General features: G+C 66.5%; 11 protein-coding genes and 2 pseudogenes. 10 read left to right on the forward strand and 3 right to left on the reverse strand.

What is annotated here, in order from left to right; all coding sequences use genetic code 11:
* Positions 1-206: 206 nt before the first annotated feature.
* The 3 genes and pseudogenes from K340_RS0105755 to K340_RS37450 all read left to right on the forward strand — a co-directional run.
* Entirely contained in the window at positions 207-1901 is a 1695-nt protein-coding gene (locus K340_RS0105755) for an ATP-dependent nuclease (RefSeq protein ID WP_029136009.1), read from the forward strand.
* 3 nt (positions 1902-1904) lie between these two features.
* A complete protein-coding gene (locus tag K340_RS27775) occupies positions 1905-3689 on the forward strand; it encodes an ATP-dependent helicase (RefSeq protein WP_051265230.1) in 1785 nt (594 codons plus the stop codon).
* An 814-nt stretch (positions 3690-4503) separates the two neighbouring features.
* Positions 4504-4758, forward strand: a pseudogene (locus K340_RS37450) (DUF2637 domain-containing protein); the annotation flags it as partial.
* 555 nt (positions 4759-5313) lie between these two features.
* Here K340_RS37450 and K340_RS36885 read toward each other — a convergent pair.
* Positions 5314-5802 (reverse strand): tyrosine-type recombinase/integrase, encoded by a 489-nt coding sequence (locus K340_RS36885; protein WP_245599473.1) that lies wholly within the window; start codon positions 5800-5802, stop codon positions 5314-5316.
* 1027 nt (positions 5803-6829) lie between these two features.
* Between K340_RS36885 and K340_RS33905 the strand changes: the two genes are divergently transcribed.
* From K340_RS33905 to K340_RS0105790, 4 genes are all read left to right on the forward strand, one after another.
* Positions 6830-7819 carry a HEAT repeat domain-containing protein gene (locus tag K340_RS33905; protein ID WP_051265234.1) on the forward strand — a complete coding sequence of 330 codons (990 nt, stop codon included), beginning with the start codon at positions 6830-6832 and terminating at the stop codon, positions 7817-7819.
* A gap of 754 nt (positions 7820-8573) precedes the next feature.
* Entirely contained in the window at positions 8574-8888 is a 315-nt protein-coding gene (locus K340_RS0105780) for a hypothetical protein (RefSeq protein WP_154674102.1), read from the forward strand.
* A 1-nt stretch (position 8889) separates the two neighbouring features.
* Positions 8890-10359 carry an esterase/lipase family protein gene (locus K340_RS0105785; protein ID WP_029136012.1) on the forward strand — a complete coding sequence of 490 codons (1470 nt, stop codon included), beginning with the start codon at positions 8890-8892 and terminating at the stop codon, positions 10357-10359.
* Positions 10360-10525: 166 nt separating this feature from the next.
* Positions 10526-11017 (forward strand): phosphotransferase-like protein, encoded by a 492-nt coding sequence (locus tag K340_RS0105790; RefSeq protein ID WP_161632062.1) that lies wholly within the window; start codon positions 10526-10528, stop codon positions 11015-11017.
* A 234-nt stretch (positions 11018-11251) separates the two neighbouring features.
* Here the strand turns inward: K340_RS0105790 and K340_RS0105795 are convergent, their stop codons facing one another.
* The gene (locus tag K340_RS0105795) at positions 11252-13990 is read right to left on the reverse strand and encodes an ATP-binding protein (protein WP_029136014.1); all 2739 of its coding nucleotides are present in this window, start codon (positions 13988-13990) and stop codon (positions 11252-11254) included.
* A 203-nt stretch (positions 13991-14193) separates the two neighbouring features.
* Here K340_RS0105795 and K340_RS0105800 point away from each other — a divergent pair, with 203 nt between their 5' ends.
* From K340_RS0105800 to K340_RS27790, 3 genes are read left to right on the forward strand one after another with little or no spacing between them, the layout of a single operon-like run.
* Positions 14194-15072 (forward strand): ABC transporter ATP-binding protein, encoded by an 879-nt coding sequence (locus tag K340_RS0105800; RefSeq protein ID WP_029136015.1) that lies wholly within the window; start codon positions 14194-14196, stop codon positions 15070-15072.
* 53 nt (positions 15073-15125) lie between these two features.
* On the forward strand, positions 15126-15845 hold the full coding sequence (locus K340_RS0105805) for an ABC transporter permease (RefSeq protein WP_029136016.1): 720 nt from the start codon (positions 15126-15128) through the stop codon (positions 15843-15845).
* Positions 15842-16876: a protein kinase domain-containing protein gene (locus K340_RS27790; RefSeq protein ID WP_051265236.1), complete on the forward strand. Its 1035-nt coding sequence runs from the start codon at positions 15842-15844 to the stop codon at positions 16874-16876. The genes K340_RS0105805 and K340_RS27790 overlap by 4 nt, the downstream gene beginning before the upstream one ends.
* 48 nt (positions 16877-16924) lie before the next feature.
* Here the strand turns inward: K340_RS27790 and K340_RS37455 are convergent.
* Positions 16925-17632, reverse strand: a pseudogene (locus K340_RS37455) (phosphotransferase family protein); the annotation flags it as partial.
* Between the last annotated feature and the right edge of the window lie 73 nt (positions 17633-17705).

The following is a 17705-nucleotide window of genomic DNA, read 5'->3' on the forward strand; positions in this document are numbered from 1 at the left end:
TTGGGTATCATCCGGGAGGTTCACGCTGTTGGACATCACTCCGCAGCCGGAAGACTCCCCGCAATGGAAGGGCATGAGACCGACGGAGAACTCCGCATCGGGAGAGGTCGGGTTCTGTATGGCGCAAACGACCGCAAGGAGGGGACTGCCAACGTTTGGGCAGTCCCGAACGCCACCAGGCCGCGCTCGTCTTCTACGGTGTCGGGGTGAGACTCAGCCGCGTCCGTGTGAAGAACTTCCGAAACCTGGTCGACATCGATGTGCCGCTCACGCAGCACACAGTGATTGTCGGCGAGAACCGGTCAGGCAAAAGCAACCTGCTGCACGCGATGCGGCTGGTTCTGGACAACACTCTGTCTGCGGACCAGCGTCGTCTGCCTCCTGAGGATTTTTGGGAGGGGCTGTCCGGCGCAACCTCCGATCCAGTCAGCAACGGCGACGTCATCGAAGTTTCTCTCGACGTCACCAACTTCTCGGAGGAGGCGCCTGTCGTGGCCACTCTGCGTGACGCGCTGGTAACCGGTGACCCTATGACGGCCCGGCTGACTTACCGGTGGGAACCGGATCCGAAGGTCGACGGTGAGCCCGTGTATCGGGCTCGGCTTTACGGCGGCACCGACAACCGGTTGGTGACCGCCGTCGACGTGCGCGACCGGCTGATCACTGTGTTCATGCATGCGCTGCGTGACGTAGAAAGCGACGTCGGGAACTGGCGCCGCTCACCGCTTCGTGCTCTGTTGGAGGCCGCATCGCGAGAGGCGAATCCCTCAGACCTCGATGGGGTCCGCGACGCGATGCAGACGGCGAACGACTCGCTCAACAAGCTGGCGCCGCTAGTAAAGCTCAGCAAAGACATCGCGGAGAGCACCGAGGCGGCGGTCGGTGCCCTCCAGGGGTTGGCTACGACCTTGGCCGCCGCGCCTCCCGATGCGCGCCGACTGGTCCGGTCGATGCGACTATTCGTCGATGGTTCGGCGCAGCGGCAGCTGACGAGCACGAGCCTCGGCGCCCTGAACGTTTTGTACTTCTCGCTGCTCGACTTGCGGCTGAAGCAGCGGCTCGCAACCGCTGAAGCCGCCCACGTCCTCCTCGCCATCGAGGAACCCGAAGCGCATCTACACCCGCATCTGCAACGGCTACTGTTCAGACACTTGCAGCAGGACGACTCCAACCGGTCGACGGTGGTCACCACCCATTCCCCGCACATCGCAAGCGCTACGTCAGCGCGCAACCTCATCATGCTGCGTACCACCGAAGCTGGCACGGTCGCACACGCAGCCGGCGACGCCGCTCTGACTGAGCCCGAGTGGACCGACATCGACCGGTTCCTCGACGCCACCCGCACCGAGCTGGTTTTCGCCCGACGGGTAATGCTCGTCGAGGGGGTCGCCGAGCAGCTCATGGCGCCGTCATTGGCGAAGGCGAACGGGGTCGACCTCGACGAGGTCGGCATCTCGGTGTGCGCCATCGGCGGCACGCACTTCGGCTCTTACGTCAAGCTATGCAATGCCCTCGGAATCCCCTACGCTGTGCTGACCGACGGGGACCCCGGCAAACCTGTAACAGGGGAACGCCGCAAGGAATTGCTGGAAGTGAACGCCGGCGCCGACCCGTCTGCCGTTTTCGTTGGGGACACCACATTCGAGTACGACATAGTCTGCACCTCCGACAACAACCGGACGAGCGTCGTGTCGGTGTTGAGAGAGCTGATTGGTGACGCGGCGACTGGCCACCTCCAGAAAGTCGCCGGATGGGACGAGACGACACCGGCCGCCGGGGACTTCCTCAACATGATCGACCAAATCGGAGGAAAGGGCCGGTTTGCTCAGCGACTCGCCAGTGCGTCGGTAACCCCGCCCGCACACTTCGCAAATGCGCTGGCTTATCTCAAGGAGCTGTAGGAGATGTCTGCCCTCCGTCAGGCACTCGACGACCTGAAAGACAATCCAGAACAGTGGGAGGCTTACCAACAAAGAGGACACTGTGCGGTGCTTGCACCTCCGGGCAGTGGAAAGACGAAACTGCTGACGACCAAAGCAGTCTGGCTGGCAAACAACCTTCTCGGCCCAAGTCAGGGTCTCGCATGTGTGACGTTGACCAACGCGGCCGCGAACGAGCTGCGGACTCGAATCCGCGCGCTCGGTCAGCCCGTCGGCCACGCCGTCAGCGTCGGTACCGTTCACTCGTTCGTCATGTCGCACATCATCCGGCCGTTCTCTGCGCCTGCCGGACACCCCGAGTGGGCTGGCTACACGCTGGCGCCGCGCCAGGTCGCTCGAGACGCGATGATCCATGCGATCAACCTTGCCTTCCCCGCGGGCGCCGACACCCGGTACGTCGCCTCGACCATAAGTCGTAACCGGAAGATGTGCCTGACCGACGAGGAATGGCAGACAGCAGGACCGTTCATGCGCGACGCGGCAGAAGCCTTCGAAAGGCTGCTGCGGCAGCAAAACTATATTGACTTTGACGGTGCCGTACGCGTGGCAGTTGACCTCGTCGAGCAGCACCCGTTTGTGCAGACCGTGCTGAACGCGCGATTCCCGTACCTGATGATCGACGAATACCAGGACCTTGCTCCAGGGTTGCATCGCATCGTGTCCGCGTTGTCGATCGACGAAGGGAAGTCCACCCTGTTCGCGGTGGGTGACCCTGACCAGGCGATCTTCGGGTTCACGGGGACGCGGCCGGAACTGCTGCTCGAACTTGCAGATCGGTCCGATGTCCACCGCGTCGACCTCCGCATCAACTACCGTTGCGGAGCCGTCATTGCCCAAGCCGCCCAGCGGATCCTCGGTACGGACGTCCAGCCACACACTATGCGCGGTGGCGGCGCGGTCACGGTGCAATACGAACCCAACGGACTGACCGCGCAGGCCGACTACATTGCTGAACGAATACGCGCGCTTTGCGCAGAGGGCGCCCAGTTGCGCGAAATAGCCGTACTGGCCCCGCAGAACGACGATTGCGCCGCAATCGTCGAGGTCTTGCGGGGACACGGGATCCCAGCTTCGTGGAACACCGGCGCCTACGACTCAAGTCCGCTGACGATCGTGATAGAAGCATTTGCCGCCTGGGCTGCGTGTGGCCGCGAGGACTGCGGCCACCACCTCGGGGACCTCCTCGACCAGTGGCAGCACCTTGGCGACTGGGACGCGTTCCGAGCGGCCACCGATGGCATCGTTGACCTTCTCCTTCACACCACGACGGGCTCGAACGCTGCCGTCTTCGTCGAAGCCATCGCCACCGCGATCGATGCCTCCGCCCTTTCGTCGACCCTACGAGATGACGACGCCGCCGCATTCACTCGAATGCGGGCGGCACTGGCGGACGGCGGCGCCATGGCCGGGTACACGGTCGAACAGCTCGGCCGGCTTCGCCTCAGGGACGGACGCGTCGAGGTGTCGTCGATGACCAGCAGCAAGGGGCTCGAGTTTGACCATGTGTTCATAGCGGCCGTCGAGCAGGGCAGATTGCCCTACTACTCGTCGGGATACCAGACCGTCGCCTGGCTCGAAGACCGACGGAAATTCTACGTGTCCTTCACTAGAGCCCGCGAGTCGGTCGCCGTTGTTTACTCGGGTTGGTACCTCGCCCCCTTCGGCGTCAAGCGCGACGGGCCGAGCGTCTTCCTCTTTGAGTCTGGCCTGTTGGCGCGTCCCGGCAGGCAAACCCCGCCTGACTGCTGACGTTTCACTGCCTACGCGTTCGTACCGTCTTCGAAATGTCGTCCTGGACCGGCGTCACCATCGACGGGTGCAACGGACTGTCGGACTGGCTCCTTGCGACCAACCGCAGCCAGACGTTGAGACACCGCCATAGATCGAGTGCCCGAACACCGGTTGGGAGTGCTGTCTGCCGACCGTGCCCCGAGCTAGTTCCCGTCGCCATCCGGGGTCTTTCACCCCGATCATCCGGTGCCGCTGGCCGCGCCCAGTCGCACCCAGGCGGTAGTGCCAAATCTGTGTAGGTCTACGGCGCATCGCGCCGCGGGAGCGCCGGAGCGCAGCGACAGAGCGACCGAGCGAGGACCGCAGGACGAGCGGGAAGTATCGGCCGAGCGGCAGCGAGGCAGGGAAGACCGCTGGCGACTTCGGTCGACAGCGGCATCGAGACGGCTGGGGAACGGTAGCGACGCCGGACGATATCGGGTCAGCGACCGCTGGAAATGGCGAAGACCGCGGCGACAACGTCGGCGGACTTCACGCGGGTCGCCATGCACCCGCCGCCGTGAGCGGCCATCGAAGACAGACGGGGCTGCCAAGCCGGCCGTGCCCAGACCCCCACCCCCGACACGCCCGGCCGCCGCCACCACCGTGGCGAGGCGGTGGCCTTGGCTTTGGCGGTAACTCCACTGGCCGGCCGCCACCACAGTGGCGATGGCGCCAGAGCCGTGGCGCGCCAGCAACATCGGGAGGACACGTGGCGACAATCGCAGTGGCGAACGTTCAGGAACGTGGCGAGGCGCAGCTCGATCCGGATGGCCGGGCCGTGCGGTTCCTGATGCCGTTGGCGATCCTGGCGGTGGCGACCGGAGCGTTCTTGCTGTCGTTCGCCGCGCTGCGCCAGGTCGCCGCGGCCGCCAACGTGCCGTCCGGGTTGACCTGGATCTGGCCGGTCATCATCGACGCCGGCGTCATCGTCAACGTGGCCGCTGCCCTGGTTCTTCGGGCCCGTGGACAGACCGCCACGTACCCGTGGGCGTCGATGGGGATCGGGGTGGCCATGTCCGTCGTCGGCAACGCCATCCATGCCACCGGATCCGCCGACGGCACTATCCACCTACCCGCAGCGGTCGCCATGGTCTGCGCCGCGGTCCCGCCGTTGGTCCTGATGCAGGCCACGCACCTCGGCGCGCTGATCCTCGTGCGACAGCCACCCACCACGCCCCGACCGGCCGTGGCCGCACCGCCGACAGATCGGCCCGCGCGGCCCGTTGTCATCGCCAACTCGCCCCTCGGCGAGGCAGATGCCGAAGGCGACGACAGATCCGGAGATGACGCTAAGGCTCGACCGTCGCCATCCATCGTTGCCAAGCCACAGGTCGCGGAGACGATGACAGCGCCGGCGGTTGGTTCGCCTGTGTCTGGCGAACAGGCCAGCGGTCCGACGTCGGCGCCGCGCCAGGTTGAGGAACCGCGACGGTTGCACGTTGCTGGCGCACCCGACTCGGCCGAGGAACTCGCTGTTCAGCTGCTCGCCCGGCACCGCGAGGGCGCGAAGGTCACCGGCCAGACCGTGGCAGAGCTGCTTGGTGTATCGGCTCGCACGGGCTCTCGACGGCTGAAGGAGCTCACTGACCGCTGGCCCGACCTACTGGTCGCAGGCGAGTTGGACCGGTCGGCTCCGAAACCGCCTCGACAGCCGACGTTTCGCATCAGCCGGCGGAACGACGTACATCCGCGTCGTGACGGGCGAGACGTGGCCCAACAGGTCCTGCACGGTGAACACGTCCCGGTCTACCGCGTAGGCGCGGGAGGCAAATCGGTGCCGCAACGAGTGCATGGTCCAGTGATCCGGCAGATACCGCGTGCACAGCTTGCCCACCCATCGCGGCGACAGGTGCCCGGCCTCGTTGCCCGGGAACAGGAAGCCGGGCTCGTGGCTTCGTAGCTCCGCGGCGAGCGACGCGGGCAGCGGGACCACCCGATCGCGGTCGCCCTTGCCGTGAACCACCAATGACCAGCCGTAGAGGTCCTCAATCAGGTCGTCAGATTGGATGACCGCGACTTCCGCTCGGCGCAACCCGGCCTCTGCTGCCAGCCTCAGCATCAGCGCGACCCGGGGAGGTGCGTCTGCCAACGCGGCCTCGTAGACGGAGTTCGGGGTTGGCCGAGGCGATGGTGTCGCCGGCCGCACGGCCGGGAGATCCGCGGCCGGCGATGCTTCCAGGCCGCCGGTCGAGACGGCCCACTTGTAGAACGTCCGCAGAGTCGATCGATACGACCGACGCGTTTCACGAGCCCAGGTGTGACCGGCCGTCCACTCGACCAGCTCGCTGGTGGTCAGCGACCAAGGCGACCGGTCAGGAAACGCCGCGGCCAGCCGCCGTAGGTGGTACGTACGGGTATTGATCGTCGTCTCCGGGCGCGCCGAGGCGCGCAGCCACAGAGTCCACCCCTCAATTGCCCCCGCCCAGTCAGTGGGCACCGATTCCCCGACCACAAAGTCGATCTTGGTCTGATCCGGCGTTGTCCGTCGCCTCATATCCACTACAGGTGGAAGAACCGAGCCAATGTGGACAACTACGGGCCAACAACTCTTGTGTGGTATCAGCAGGCGCCCGCCGGAGCATCGTCAACTGGCCCTGCGGCGGAACGGCAGAATCACCGCGTCCCAGGCCCTTTCGTCATCCGATGGCGTGGCCGACCGCGTCAGCCGCGTGCGGGAGGCTCCAAACCAGAAGGTTGGGGGTTCGAATCCCTCCGGGCGCACCACGTTTTCCCAGGTCAGAGCCAACTAGCGCGCTGGCCTGGATCTGTATCCCGGCCCCGAGTCCCGAAGATTTCTCACGGAGCTCCGTCACTGGCAGCTGTAGACGTACCCACTGGTGGTCCCGGGACGTGGGTCGCCAAGTGGACCCCACAGCATCTCGTGACGCATCCAGCCAACGCACGCCCACGTCGCTCTCCCATGAGATCCGGTCCGTGACAGAACGTGCTGCCTGCCGACGGCCGTGCCGTGGTTTCTCCAGCGGACGGTGAGTAAGAATGTCGTCATGTCCGTCGATGGCGATCTTGGACCCGTCTGTGCCGGGCCGACCCCTTGGCAGGCATGGCAAGAACTGCTTTCACTGCCGGAGGGAACCGTTCTCGACGACGATCGTCCAGTGTCTCTGGTCTCGATCGTGCGACGCAGCGGTGATTCGCAGTTCGTCGATGAAGGTCGGCAGCTGCTCTCGGACGCGCTGCCCGTCCGTCGGCAATGGGCGGCACGGGTGTTGGGGCAGTTCGGCTTCCAGCAGGGGCGGCCGTTCGGCGGCCGCATCGCGCCGGCCCTCGCTGCGGCTGCCCGCCGGGAGACGGACAACACCACCCGCGCCGAGATCGTGGGCGCACTGGGGTCTGCCGAGGACGCGTCCTGGGTGCCCGAGCTCCTGCACCATGCTGCCGATCCACATCCGCTGGTGCGTATCGCGGTCGCCGCTTCATTGCCACTGATCTTCATCGGCGAGCCGCTCAACGAGGACGCGGTCCGCACGCTGATCACCTTGAGCTCCGATGTCGAGTCCGAAGTACGCGACTGGGCGACGATGTCGCTCGGGACACAGAGTGATCTGGACACCCCCGAGATCCGCGAAGCATTGGCAGCCCGACTCGGTGATGCGGGCGGTGATACCGCATTCGAAGCCTGCCTCGGATTGGCGCGGCGCGGCGACGCCCGCGCGCTGGAGCGGCTCAAGGAGCGACTCGCAGACCCGAAAGCCCCGGTATTCCTTCTGGATCTGGAGGCCGCGGTCGCGCTGGCCGATCCCGCGCTGACGCCACTGCTGGAGCGGCTGGACGACGAATGGTCGGGCGAGGACGATCCCCACACCGAGTTGCTCCGCATGGCTCTCGCCCGGTCGGCTCCGGATGCCGCGTCGAGGGCGGCCGATCTGGAGGAGACGACGATGGCTGTGGTCGAACGCCGACTGGCCGGTAGCGGTTGGCGGGTCGATCTTGTCGGTAAGTACCCGCGCTCCCAGATCAGATACACGGGCCTGGACGGCGAGTCATTCACCCACGACATCTGGCACGATCTCGCACCCGACGGGTTCAACCCTGAGCAGCAGACAGCGCAGTGGACGTTTCAGATCCCCGGGGGAATGGATCGGTGAACCGACGCCAGCACCTACCCGGTTTGAGACGCGCAGCAGGCGAGACGCACAACAACGAGCCCCACGGTGTGAGTAACGGAAGTGAAGGTGTCTCGGTTGCCGTGTCCGCTTTACGTTGCAACGCAACCTCCGGGACAATGCTGACACGGGCACCGTTGCATCAGCTGGCACCGAGTCCCCGACCACGAAGTCGATCTTGGTCGCATCTGGCGTTGTCCGTCGCTTCATATCCGCTACGTACGGAAGAACCGAGCCAAAGTGGACAACTACGGGCCAACAACTTCTGTGTGGTATCCGCCGGCGGCCGCCCGATCATCGTCAACTCGCCCGCCGGCGGAACGGCAGAATCACTGCGTCCCAGGTCTTTTCATTGTCCGAGGACGAGGCTGTCGTCCCGGTCCCCATACGGGAAGCTCCAAACCAGACGCTGTGGTTTCGATTGCCTCCGGGCGCACTCTGGTTGAGACAGACGAACGAGCCCCGCCCGTTGAGCGCCGGCGGGGCTTCTTCGTCCCCGCGGTCGAGGCGCTGTTCTCAGCCGCCATGGTAGCCACCCCTGTCGTAGCGGCCCCCGTGCGCCGCCGCGCCGGGTACTGGAGCGGCAACCCACCGAGGTGGCGGAAGTGCTACCTTCCGTCAAAGAGACGCCCCCCGCTCAGCGAACGAGGAGTGCCCCGTGGTCCAGGATCCGACAGATCGGCACGACCGAAGGGACCGCAGCGACGGGCCACCGGACCACCCGAGCGAGCTGCCCGTGGAGATGCTCCAGGAGATCGTCGGGTCGTTCCACTTGGAGCGCGCCAGCCGCATCACTGCCAAAGCGCTGGACGAGGACTCCCTGCCGGCCGGGCTGCAGCAGGCGCTGACCGACTATCGCGCCGAACACCCACGCCGGACCCTCAAGCCGCTCACCCTGCGCACGGTGGTGGACGGCGAACCCACAGTGGAGCGCGGCGCCGAAAAGCTGCCCCGGGACGAGGGACTGGTGACGTTCTCGGTGACCACGTCGGTCTTCAGCTCGGTCGAGACGCAGGTCGTCGGCCACGTGCTGTTCTGCCAGCGCAGCTGAGATGGCCGCCGACGAGTTGCGCTTCAGCTGGCCGGACGGCGCGGGAACTGCTACGTCGACCGCACAAATCACTCCGGACGACTCCGGCAACAGCCTGCCGGTCGTGGTCCTGTTGCACGGCAACAACGGCGACATCAACGATATGCGCGACCCGGGGGCGACCAGCTCGCCCTACAACTACCGCAGGATCGCGGAAGAGACACCGCGCGACCACGGCTGGCACTGGTATCCGAATCTCGGTGGGATCTGGGGCTTCTCGACCGGGCAGCTGATGCCGGTCAAGGGCTGGGAGCCCTCCCTGGTCGACGCGGGCTATCCGACCGTCAATTACAGCCAGGTCGACCACCGCGACCGCCTTACCCGACCCGCCGCCGAGCTGCGCGCCCTGTTGACCGCGCTGGACGCCCACCCGATGTCGCAGGACCGGGACGTCGTGATCGTGGCGCACAGCCGTGGCGGGGTGCTGGCACGTTTGGTGCTGGTGGACCTTCAACGAGACGCAGACGCCGGATCAGTAGAGGCCGCAAGGGTTTTGAGCCGCGTCACGAAGCTGGTGACCCTGCATACGCCCAATGCCGGCAGCGGACTGGCCAACATGGCCATCGAGACCTCCCGTCGGCTGATGGAGAGCGACGCGCGCACTGCCGGGTCCTGGTTGTTCAATGCCATCAACCCGGTCTACTGGTTCCTGATCGGGCGGCACATCGATGCGCTGATCGACATGATCCGGGCGGAGACCGATGCCCCCGCCTACGAGGACTTCCGGATCGGCTCGCCGACCCTGGCCGCGCTGGCCGCCGCGGAACCGGTGCCGGGGATCGAGTATTACTCCTTCGGCGGCACGACGCCGTTCCTCTCGTGGCTCGGGGTCTGGCAGCTGTCCCCCCTGGCCGCGGTGCCGCAAGGGCATACCCCGCCGTTCCACTGGGAGTCCAAGTACCGCAACCTGACTCGCATCCCGCCGGAGATGGGGGGCCTGCCGCCCGAGCTGACTTACGGGGAGGGAGATGTCCTGGTCTCGGCGGCCAGGGCACATCTGCCGTTCTCGGTGCGCACCGACAACTCGCTCAACCACGCCCAGGTCCTGTGGGACCCGACGGTCAAGCTGCAGGTGATGTCGTTCCTGACGACCGGGAAGCGGCTGGCGCCGGTGCCGATCCTCACGGACTCTTACCCGCGGGACCACTACATCACCTCCATCCGGCCCGATACCGCGGCGGACCCGGACTCCACCATCGACGCGTACTGCGGCGTCCGCACGGACGGCCAACCCTGGGAGGTGAACGCCGCGCGAGCACTCACCCTGATGCGGCACGGCCACCGCTTCTACGCCCGAAACCTCAACGGGGAGACCAGTAGTGTCGTGGCGGTCACCCTGCGAGCGTCCGGGCGGGTCTACCTGCGCACTGCCCCATACGGTCGCGCCACCCTCAACGCCCTCCCGCACACCAGCCCCATCCCCGAGGGGTGACGCGAGGCGACTGGCCGGGGCGGCTCGCCGAGCGAGCCAGCTCGTGGCCCGCGCGGTACGAGTTGCCGCCCCGGGACGGATGAACAGTCGGCCAAATGGAACCGCGACCACCCGGTAGTACGTTCGTCCTTGCGACAAAGAACACTTGAAACTGGAGGGTGCCACTGTGTTCGTTGTATTCAGCGGGCCCAGCTGTGTCGGCAAGACGGCCGTGAGTCGGATCCTGATGACACGCCTAGCCGCCCCCTGTCTGCTGATCGAAGCTGACCGCTACATCCCGTTCTTCAATGACGCGGCCAACCCCACTTCGGCGAACGGGTCCAAACAGGTCGTCCTAGCGTTGCATCGCTCGATCGCGGCATGGGCGGACGACGACTGGACCGTGATCGTCGATGGCTCCTTGCCGTTCGAAAATGCCGAACTCATCACGGCCTGCCTGGAGGCCCTCGGTCCGGACACGAGAACAGTGGCTCTCACCTCCGAGCCTGACGAACTCAGACGCCGCTTCATTGTGCGGGGCGCCGCAGGCGATCTCAACCGAACTCTGCGGCAACAGGAAACCCTCCCCGACCTCGTTCCGGCCGATCTTGCGGTCGATTGCACCCACCTCACTTCGGTAGCCGTCGCGGACACCGTCGCCGCGTGGCTGGCCCGATGAGTAGGACGTCTCACCACTGCCGTTCTCGCTCCAAGCCCCGATGCTTTGCGCGTCCAGTGGTACAGACAGCCAGCAGGTCTGAGGCTCGCTGGACCCGCGAGAAATGGGGGGTTTGTTGTCAAGCAGGTCGTGAACCTACACACCCCCTGGCGCACCACGTGATCAGAGCCGTCGCTCGGCACCCGCCGGCCGGGGCTTCTGCTGCCGGCGGCGCCGCAACCAGACCCTGTCTGATCAGGGAAGGGGCAGTTCTCTGAGCTGCCGGCGAGAAGTGATGCCCAGCTTGCGGAAGATGCTGCGGAGATGGGCCTCGATCGTGCGAGGACTGAGGAACAGTTGAGCGCCGACTTCCCGCGAGGTCGCCCCGGTGGCCACCAGCCGTGCGATATGCAGTTCGTGGGCGGTGAGGCAGTCGGTCGGCTGGGCAGTGCGTTTGCGGGGATGCTCGCCGGTGGCACGCAATTCGCGGGCGGCGCGTTCGGCAAACGCCTCCATTCCCATGTCCGACAGCAGCTGGTGGGCCGTGCGGAGCTGCTCGCGGGCGTCCTGGCGGCGGCCCTCGCGGCGCAGCCATTCGCCGTAGACGAGGTGCGCGCGGGCAGTCTCGCCGGTCATCCGGGAGAGGCCCAGCCGCTCGATCGCCTCGCGGTACTTCTCCTCGGCCAGTGGCCCCGCGATCGTCAGCGCTCGGGAGCGGGCCGCAAGGCCGAGCGCCCAAGACGTATTGCAGGCGAGCGCGCGCGAGCTGAACTGCTCCAGGGCACTCGCCGCGATGTCCGGGTGGCCAGCACGCATGGCCGCCTCGATGAGCTCCGGCATGCCGATGTTGGCAAGCCCCAGCTCATCGGTCTCACAGGCCCGCCTCGCCGCCTTCTGCGCTCGATCGTAGTTACCCAAACCGTTGTGCAGCACGGCCATCGCGTACTGGGCCACGTCTACCTCCGTGTCGCCATCAGGGTCGACGAGGCCCGAGAGCATGGCTTCGTTCAGCTGGGCAACGCCGACCTCATCGCCGCGCCACGCGGCGAGCGCGACGAGGGTGTGTCTGAGAGGCACAGCGCCGGTGGCCTCAGCGATCGCCGTGGACTCGGCGGCCAGGTCTCCGGCGCGAGTGAGCTCGCCGGCCAGGATCAAGACATTGGCCAAGGAGCTCAGGGCAGCGGGCAGGGTTCCCAGGGCGCCGGTCTCGCGAGCCAGCCGTACGTGACGGCTTGCCAGCACGTGGGCAAGCTCGTCATCAAGGATCCCGACGGCGTTGCGAGCGGCCAGCCACAGCCAGCGGTCGCTCCGGCCCTCCAGCGCCCGGCCTTTGTCCACCTCGTCGCGGAACGCCTCCAAAGCGACTCTGACCGCCGGCACCCCTGCGGCGTACCCCGCAGTGAACGTCCGCACGAGGCCGTCCAGGAGCTGATCCGAGGGCCGTGGTGGCACGGCGGCGTCGGGAGCCGCCCGGGCAACTGTGGCAACGCGGACGGCGTCGTGGCCACCGTTGATGAGCGCAGCGTCGATGGCATCCAGGTAGGTGTCGCGGGCCAGCTCAGCATTCAGCGGGGTGAGGGTCCTGGCCGCATTGAGCAGTAGTCGCGGCACCTCGCTGCCGCGAATGCGGCTGAAAGCGATCTGGGCGCGCAGCAGTTCGAGCCGGGCGCGTTGCAGGGCGTCCAGTGGTCCTGTGGCGGCGATGGCCAGCAGGTCCAGGGCGAACTCGGTCGCGCCGGCTTCGTGCTTTGCGTGCGCGGCTTCCAGCGCCCGCCCAGCGCGATCGGCGGGCTCCGGAGACAGCTCGGCTGCGTGCTGCAGGAACGCGGCAGCGGCCGCCACCCCGCCGCGGGCGCGGGCCCGGTAGGCCGAGCGCACCAGATCGGCGGCGACTTCTTCGTCGGTGCCCTGCGCCGCCTGCGCGCGGTGCCAGGCACGCCGGTCGGGATCGACTTGCGGGTCGGTGGCGACGGCCAACGCGGCATGGGCCCGGCGCCGGTCCGGCGGGGTGGCCGCCCGGTAGACCGCGGAGCGGACCAGCGGGTGACGAAAGCGCACCCGGGAGTCGATCTCCAGCAACCCGGCCGTCTCTGCTGGTGCGGCCGCTTCGCGAAGGATGCCCAGATGAGCGGCCGCGCGCCACAGCAACGCCACGTCGCCGGTCGGGTCGGCCGCGGCTACCAGGAGCAACAGTTGTGTCTCGGCCCGCAGGTCGGCCGACCGGCGACGAAAGCTCTCCTCCAGGCGGCGCGAGACACTGAGCGTGCTGGGCAACTCGAACCCACCGGCCAACTGCGCCGGCTGCGCGCTTCGGGGCAGTTCCAACAACGCCAGGGGATTACCGCGGGCCTCGGCGAGGATCCGGTCACGTACCCGGTCATCGAGCGGTGCGCGGACCGCGGAGGCCAACAGGGTCCGGGCGTCAGTCTCACCGAGGCCGTCCAGGCGCAGCTCGGGCCACCCGACGAACGGATGATCGCCGCCGACGGCGGAATCGCGTAGCGCGAATACCAATGCCACCTGCTCGGCCGACACCCGTCGCGCCACGAAGGCCAGGACCTGCGCCGATGCTTCGTCCAGCCACTGCGCATCGTCGATGAGGCACAGCAGCGGCACGTCCTCGGCGGTCTCGGCCAACAGGTTGAGCGTCGCCAGCCCGACCAGGAACCGGTCCGGCGCGGCACCATCACGCTGCCCGAACGCCATGCCGAGGGCGGCCTGCTGGGGTCCGGGCAGGGCACCGATCCGGTCCAGTAGCGGCGCGCACAACTGGTGCAGGCCTGCGAAAGCGAACTGCGACTCGGCCTCCACCCCAACCGAGCTCTCCACTCGGAAGCCTGACGTGGCAGCGGTTTCACGTGCATACTCCAGCACAGCGGTTTTGCCGATGCCGGCTTCCCCCCGGATCACCAGGGTCCCACTGGTCCCTGCCCGTGCCTGGGTGAGCAGCTGCTCGACGGCCTCCCGCTCGGCACGCCGGCCGACGAGGTTCACGAGGCTCGCTCCCGTCCCAGAGTCCGCACCGGACTAGGTAACTCTCACCGATGCGAAGCGTACCCGAATGGCCTGGCACTCAGGGGGAGCGGGTCGACCGGCGAAGACATCGGTGCCTTTCACCGACGCGAGGGCGCCACCACCGGCGCGAGTCTGATGGCACGGCAACGAATCTGCGCTTGTTGACACGAAAGGAACTCCCCATGCCCACCTCTCCCGTCGTCGATGTCGAACGCTTGAACGTCACCTACGGCGATTTCCAGGCTGTGAAGGATCTATCGCTCCGGGTGGAACGGGGGGAGTTCTATGCGTTGCTGGGCACGAACGGTGCTGGTAAAACGTCGACGCTGGAGGTGGTTGAGGGTCACCGGCGGGCCGCCTCCGGCACCGTGCGGATCTTCGGTGAGCGCCCGCAGGATCGACGCGCGGTCCGGCCCCGAATGGGCATCATGTTGCAGGAGAGTGGTTTCTCGCCGGATCTGACGGTGCGGGAGTCCGTCGGTCTGATCGGCGCGTTGAGCGGCCGGACGGATGACGTTGACCGGGTGCTCGATGTCTCCGGGTTGACCCATAAGGCAGGGACCAGGGTCGCCCAATTGTCCGGCGGCGAGAAGCGTCGCCTGGACTTTGCCACGGCCGTCTACGGCGGGCCCGAGCTGGTGATCTTGGACGAGCCGACAACGGGTCTGGATATCCAGTCCCGTGATTCGCTCTGGGCCGCCGTGGATCGACTGCGCGACAACGGATCTACGATCGTACTCACCACCCACTACCTGGAGGAGGCGCAGCAGCGCGCCGACCGAATCGGGCTCATGCACGAGGGCACGCTCCATCGGGAAGGCACGGTCGCCGAGCTGACGCAGACCTTGCCGTCGGTGATCAGTTTCGCGCTGCCAGACGGCGCTCCCGAACCGCCGATCGTGGGTGCACTCAATGGTGCCTTCCACGTCGAGACGTTCAACCTGCAAGAGGATCTCCACCGGTTGCTGGGCTGGGCGCACGACACCGGCGTGGAGTTGCAGCAACTGGCAGCCGGCCCGACCCGCCTCGATGATGTGTTCCGCGCCCTCGACGCCGGCTGAACTCACGAACCGACCGAAAACCACGACGCTTCACCATGAAAGGAATCACCGTCATGTTCGAGATCGCTCGCAGTGAGCTGATACAAATCTTCCGGAACCGGCTCGTTCTGGTCACCGGACTGATCATCCCGGTCGCCGTCAGCGGGTTCTTCGTCTACCAGCATGAGATCTTCTCCGATCTCGGCAGCCTCGGCTACGTCGCTGCGATCGTGCTGTTCAGCGTGACGGCCTTCGGGCTCTACACCACAGCGGTGACCACGCTGGCCGCACGCCGACAGGACCTGTTCCTCAAGCGGTTGCGCTCCACCGCTGCGAGCGACCCGAGCATCCTCACCGGACTGGTCCTCCCGGTCACCGTCATCGCGCTCATCCAAGTTGTCGCGATCTTGATCGTGCTGGGTGTCGTCTCCACCAGCCCGGCCGAGATCCCGCTGCTGGTGGTGGCGATCTTGGCGACGATGGCCATGATGGTGGCGTTGGCGCTGGCCACCGCGGGACTCACGAACTCACCCGAGCATGCCCAGGTGACCACCCTGCCGGTCAGTCTGGCGGTGATCGCCGTGGCGAGCTGGGTGGGAATTTCCGGCACCGAGAATCTCGCCTACGTCAAGCGACTCCTTCCCGGCGGCGCGGCCACCGAACTGGTCATGAACGCGTGGGACGGCGGCGTCTCGCTCGCCGACTCCCTGCCCCTGCTGATCCCCACCGTGGCCTGGGTCGTGCTCGCCGTCGCACTGGCCGGCCGGCTCTTCCGTTGGGAGCTTCGTCGATGACCACGCATCGAGTCCTCAGCAGGCGATACGAGTTGGGCGAGCTCATCGGCCGCGGCGCAACGGCCGATGTCCACCTCGGTCGCGACCTCCGCTCGGGCCGTTGGGTTGCCATCAAGGTGCTGCACAAGCACCTCGCAAGCAACCCCACGTTCTACTCCAGATTTCAGCGTGAGGGGCAGGCGGTGGCCGGTCTCAGGCACCCCGCGATCGTCTCGATCCTCGACACCGGATCCGAGATGGTCGATCTGGGCGCGGCGGGCAAACTGCGTGTCCCGTTCATTGTCATGGAATATGTCGCCGGCTGGTCGTTGCGGGATGTCCTGCGGATGGGCGGACTCACCCTCGAGAAGTCCGTCAAGTATTTGGTGGGGCTCCTTTCGGCACTGGAGTTCAGCCATCGCGCGGGTGTCGTCCATCGCGACATCAAACCGGCCAACGTGATGGTCACACCCGAGGGCGACGTCAAGGTCGTGGACTTCGGCATCGCGCGGGCCAGCGGCCGTCAAGATGCGACTCTCACCGTGGCCGGGGAGTTTCTCGGCACTCCCTCGTACCTTTCTCCTGAGCAGGTGCGTGGTGAAACCGCCGATGCCCGCAGTGACCTGTATTCCGCCGCCTGTCTGCTCTACGAGTTACTGACCGGGCGGCCACCTTTCGTCGGTGAATATCCGGTTTCCGTTGCTTACCAACAGGTCCACGAGGAACCGGCGCACGCCCACACAGCCATCCCCGCGCTCGATTCCGTGCTCGTGAAGGCCCTGGCAAAGGCCCGGGAAGATCGGTTCCAGGACGCACGCTCCTTCAGCGAGGCGCTCCAGTCCGCGGTCGTCGTCCTCAAACAGTTACCCGAGGCGCCGCAGCGCTGCCTCGATAGCGAGCTCGACCCGGGAAGTCATGCCGGGCACATCGACGGGACGGCGTCCTGCGACCTGACCACGGATCCACTTCGGCTGGCTATCGTCATAATGCAGCAGGGCATACAGGTCCCACCACGACTCGAGAGTCACTCCGGTGATCGATTCGTAGAGTGACCGGAGCTGTTCCGTCCACTCGGGTGAGTAGAGCGCCGCCAAGTATCGCCGACAGTGCCCGACATCAACTGCGCGCGCCCCTCGAACGACGCCGTTCCAGTCGGTCAGGCCAGTGATCCTCCCGCGTGACCACAGCAGGTTGACAGGCAAGAAATCGCCGTGCAGAAACACGGTACTGCCCTTTGGTGGCGACGCCGCCATGACATCAAACGCGGCCTTCCACACAGCCGGGTTCTGTGCGTCGACCGGCACCTGAAGCCGGTCCAGAGGAGCGATCCAAGAATCCGTCCAGGGTCTGAGTGTCTTCGCGGGGAGATCGAGCGAATGCAGCAATGCAGCAAGTTCCGCGATCTTCGTCATCCACGACCGAGGGTCTGCCTGGTTGAGGTCAACCTGCCCTGGCAACCGTGTCATCAGCAACGATGGCGTGCCCCCCGTCGCAGCACCTGCAACATCAGTTGCCAGGATGCTCGGAACTGGGAGCCCGCTTCCCGCCACCGCACCAAGGTTGGCGATCTCCTTCTCCAAGCTCCCCTGCAGGCCAAGGCCGCTCGGGTACTGCCGCAGTACGACGAACGTTCGCATTCCACGTCGCTCCACCGTCAGCCGATTCACGGCCGAGCAGACGCCACCGGTCAATCGGCGAAAGCCAACGACCCGACTGCCCCGACCCATCGACGCGGCAACCCAGGCGAGAGTCTCCACGGAGGGCCGACGCTGCCTGAACCCGCCATCCCTCCAGTCGCCGTCGGTCATGAACGCGAGCCTATTCGTCCGAGCGACGAGCTGGGGTAGTAGAGGTCCACCCGATCACGGCTCACGACGGCGG

Source organism: Nakamurella lactea DSM 19367, from assembly GCF_000426645.1.
Taxonomy (GTDB): domain Bacteria; phylum Actinomycetota; class Actinomycetes; order Mycobacteriales; family Nakamurellaceae; genus Nakamurella; species Nakamurella lactea.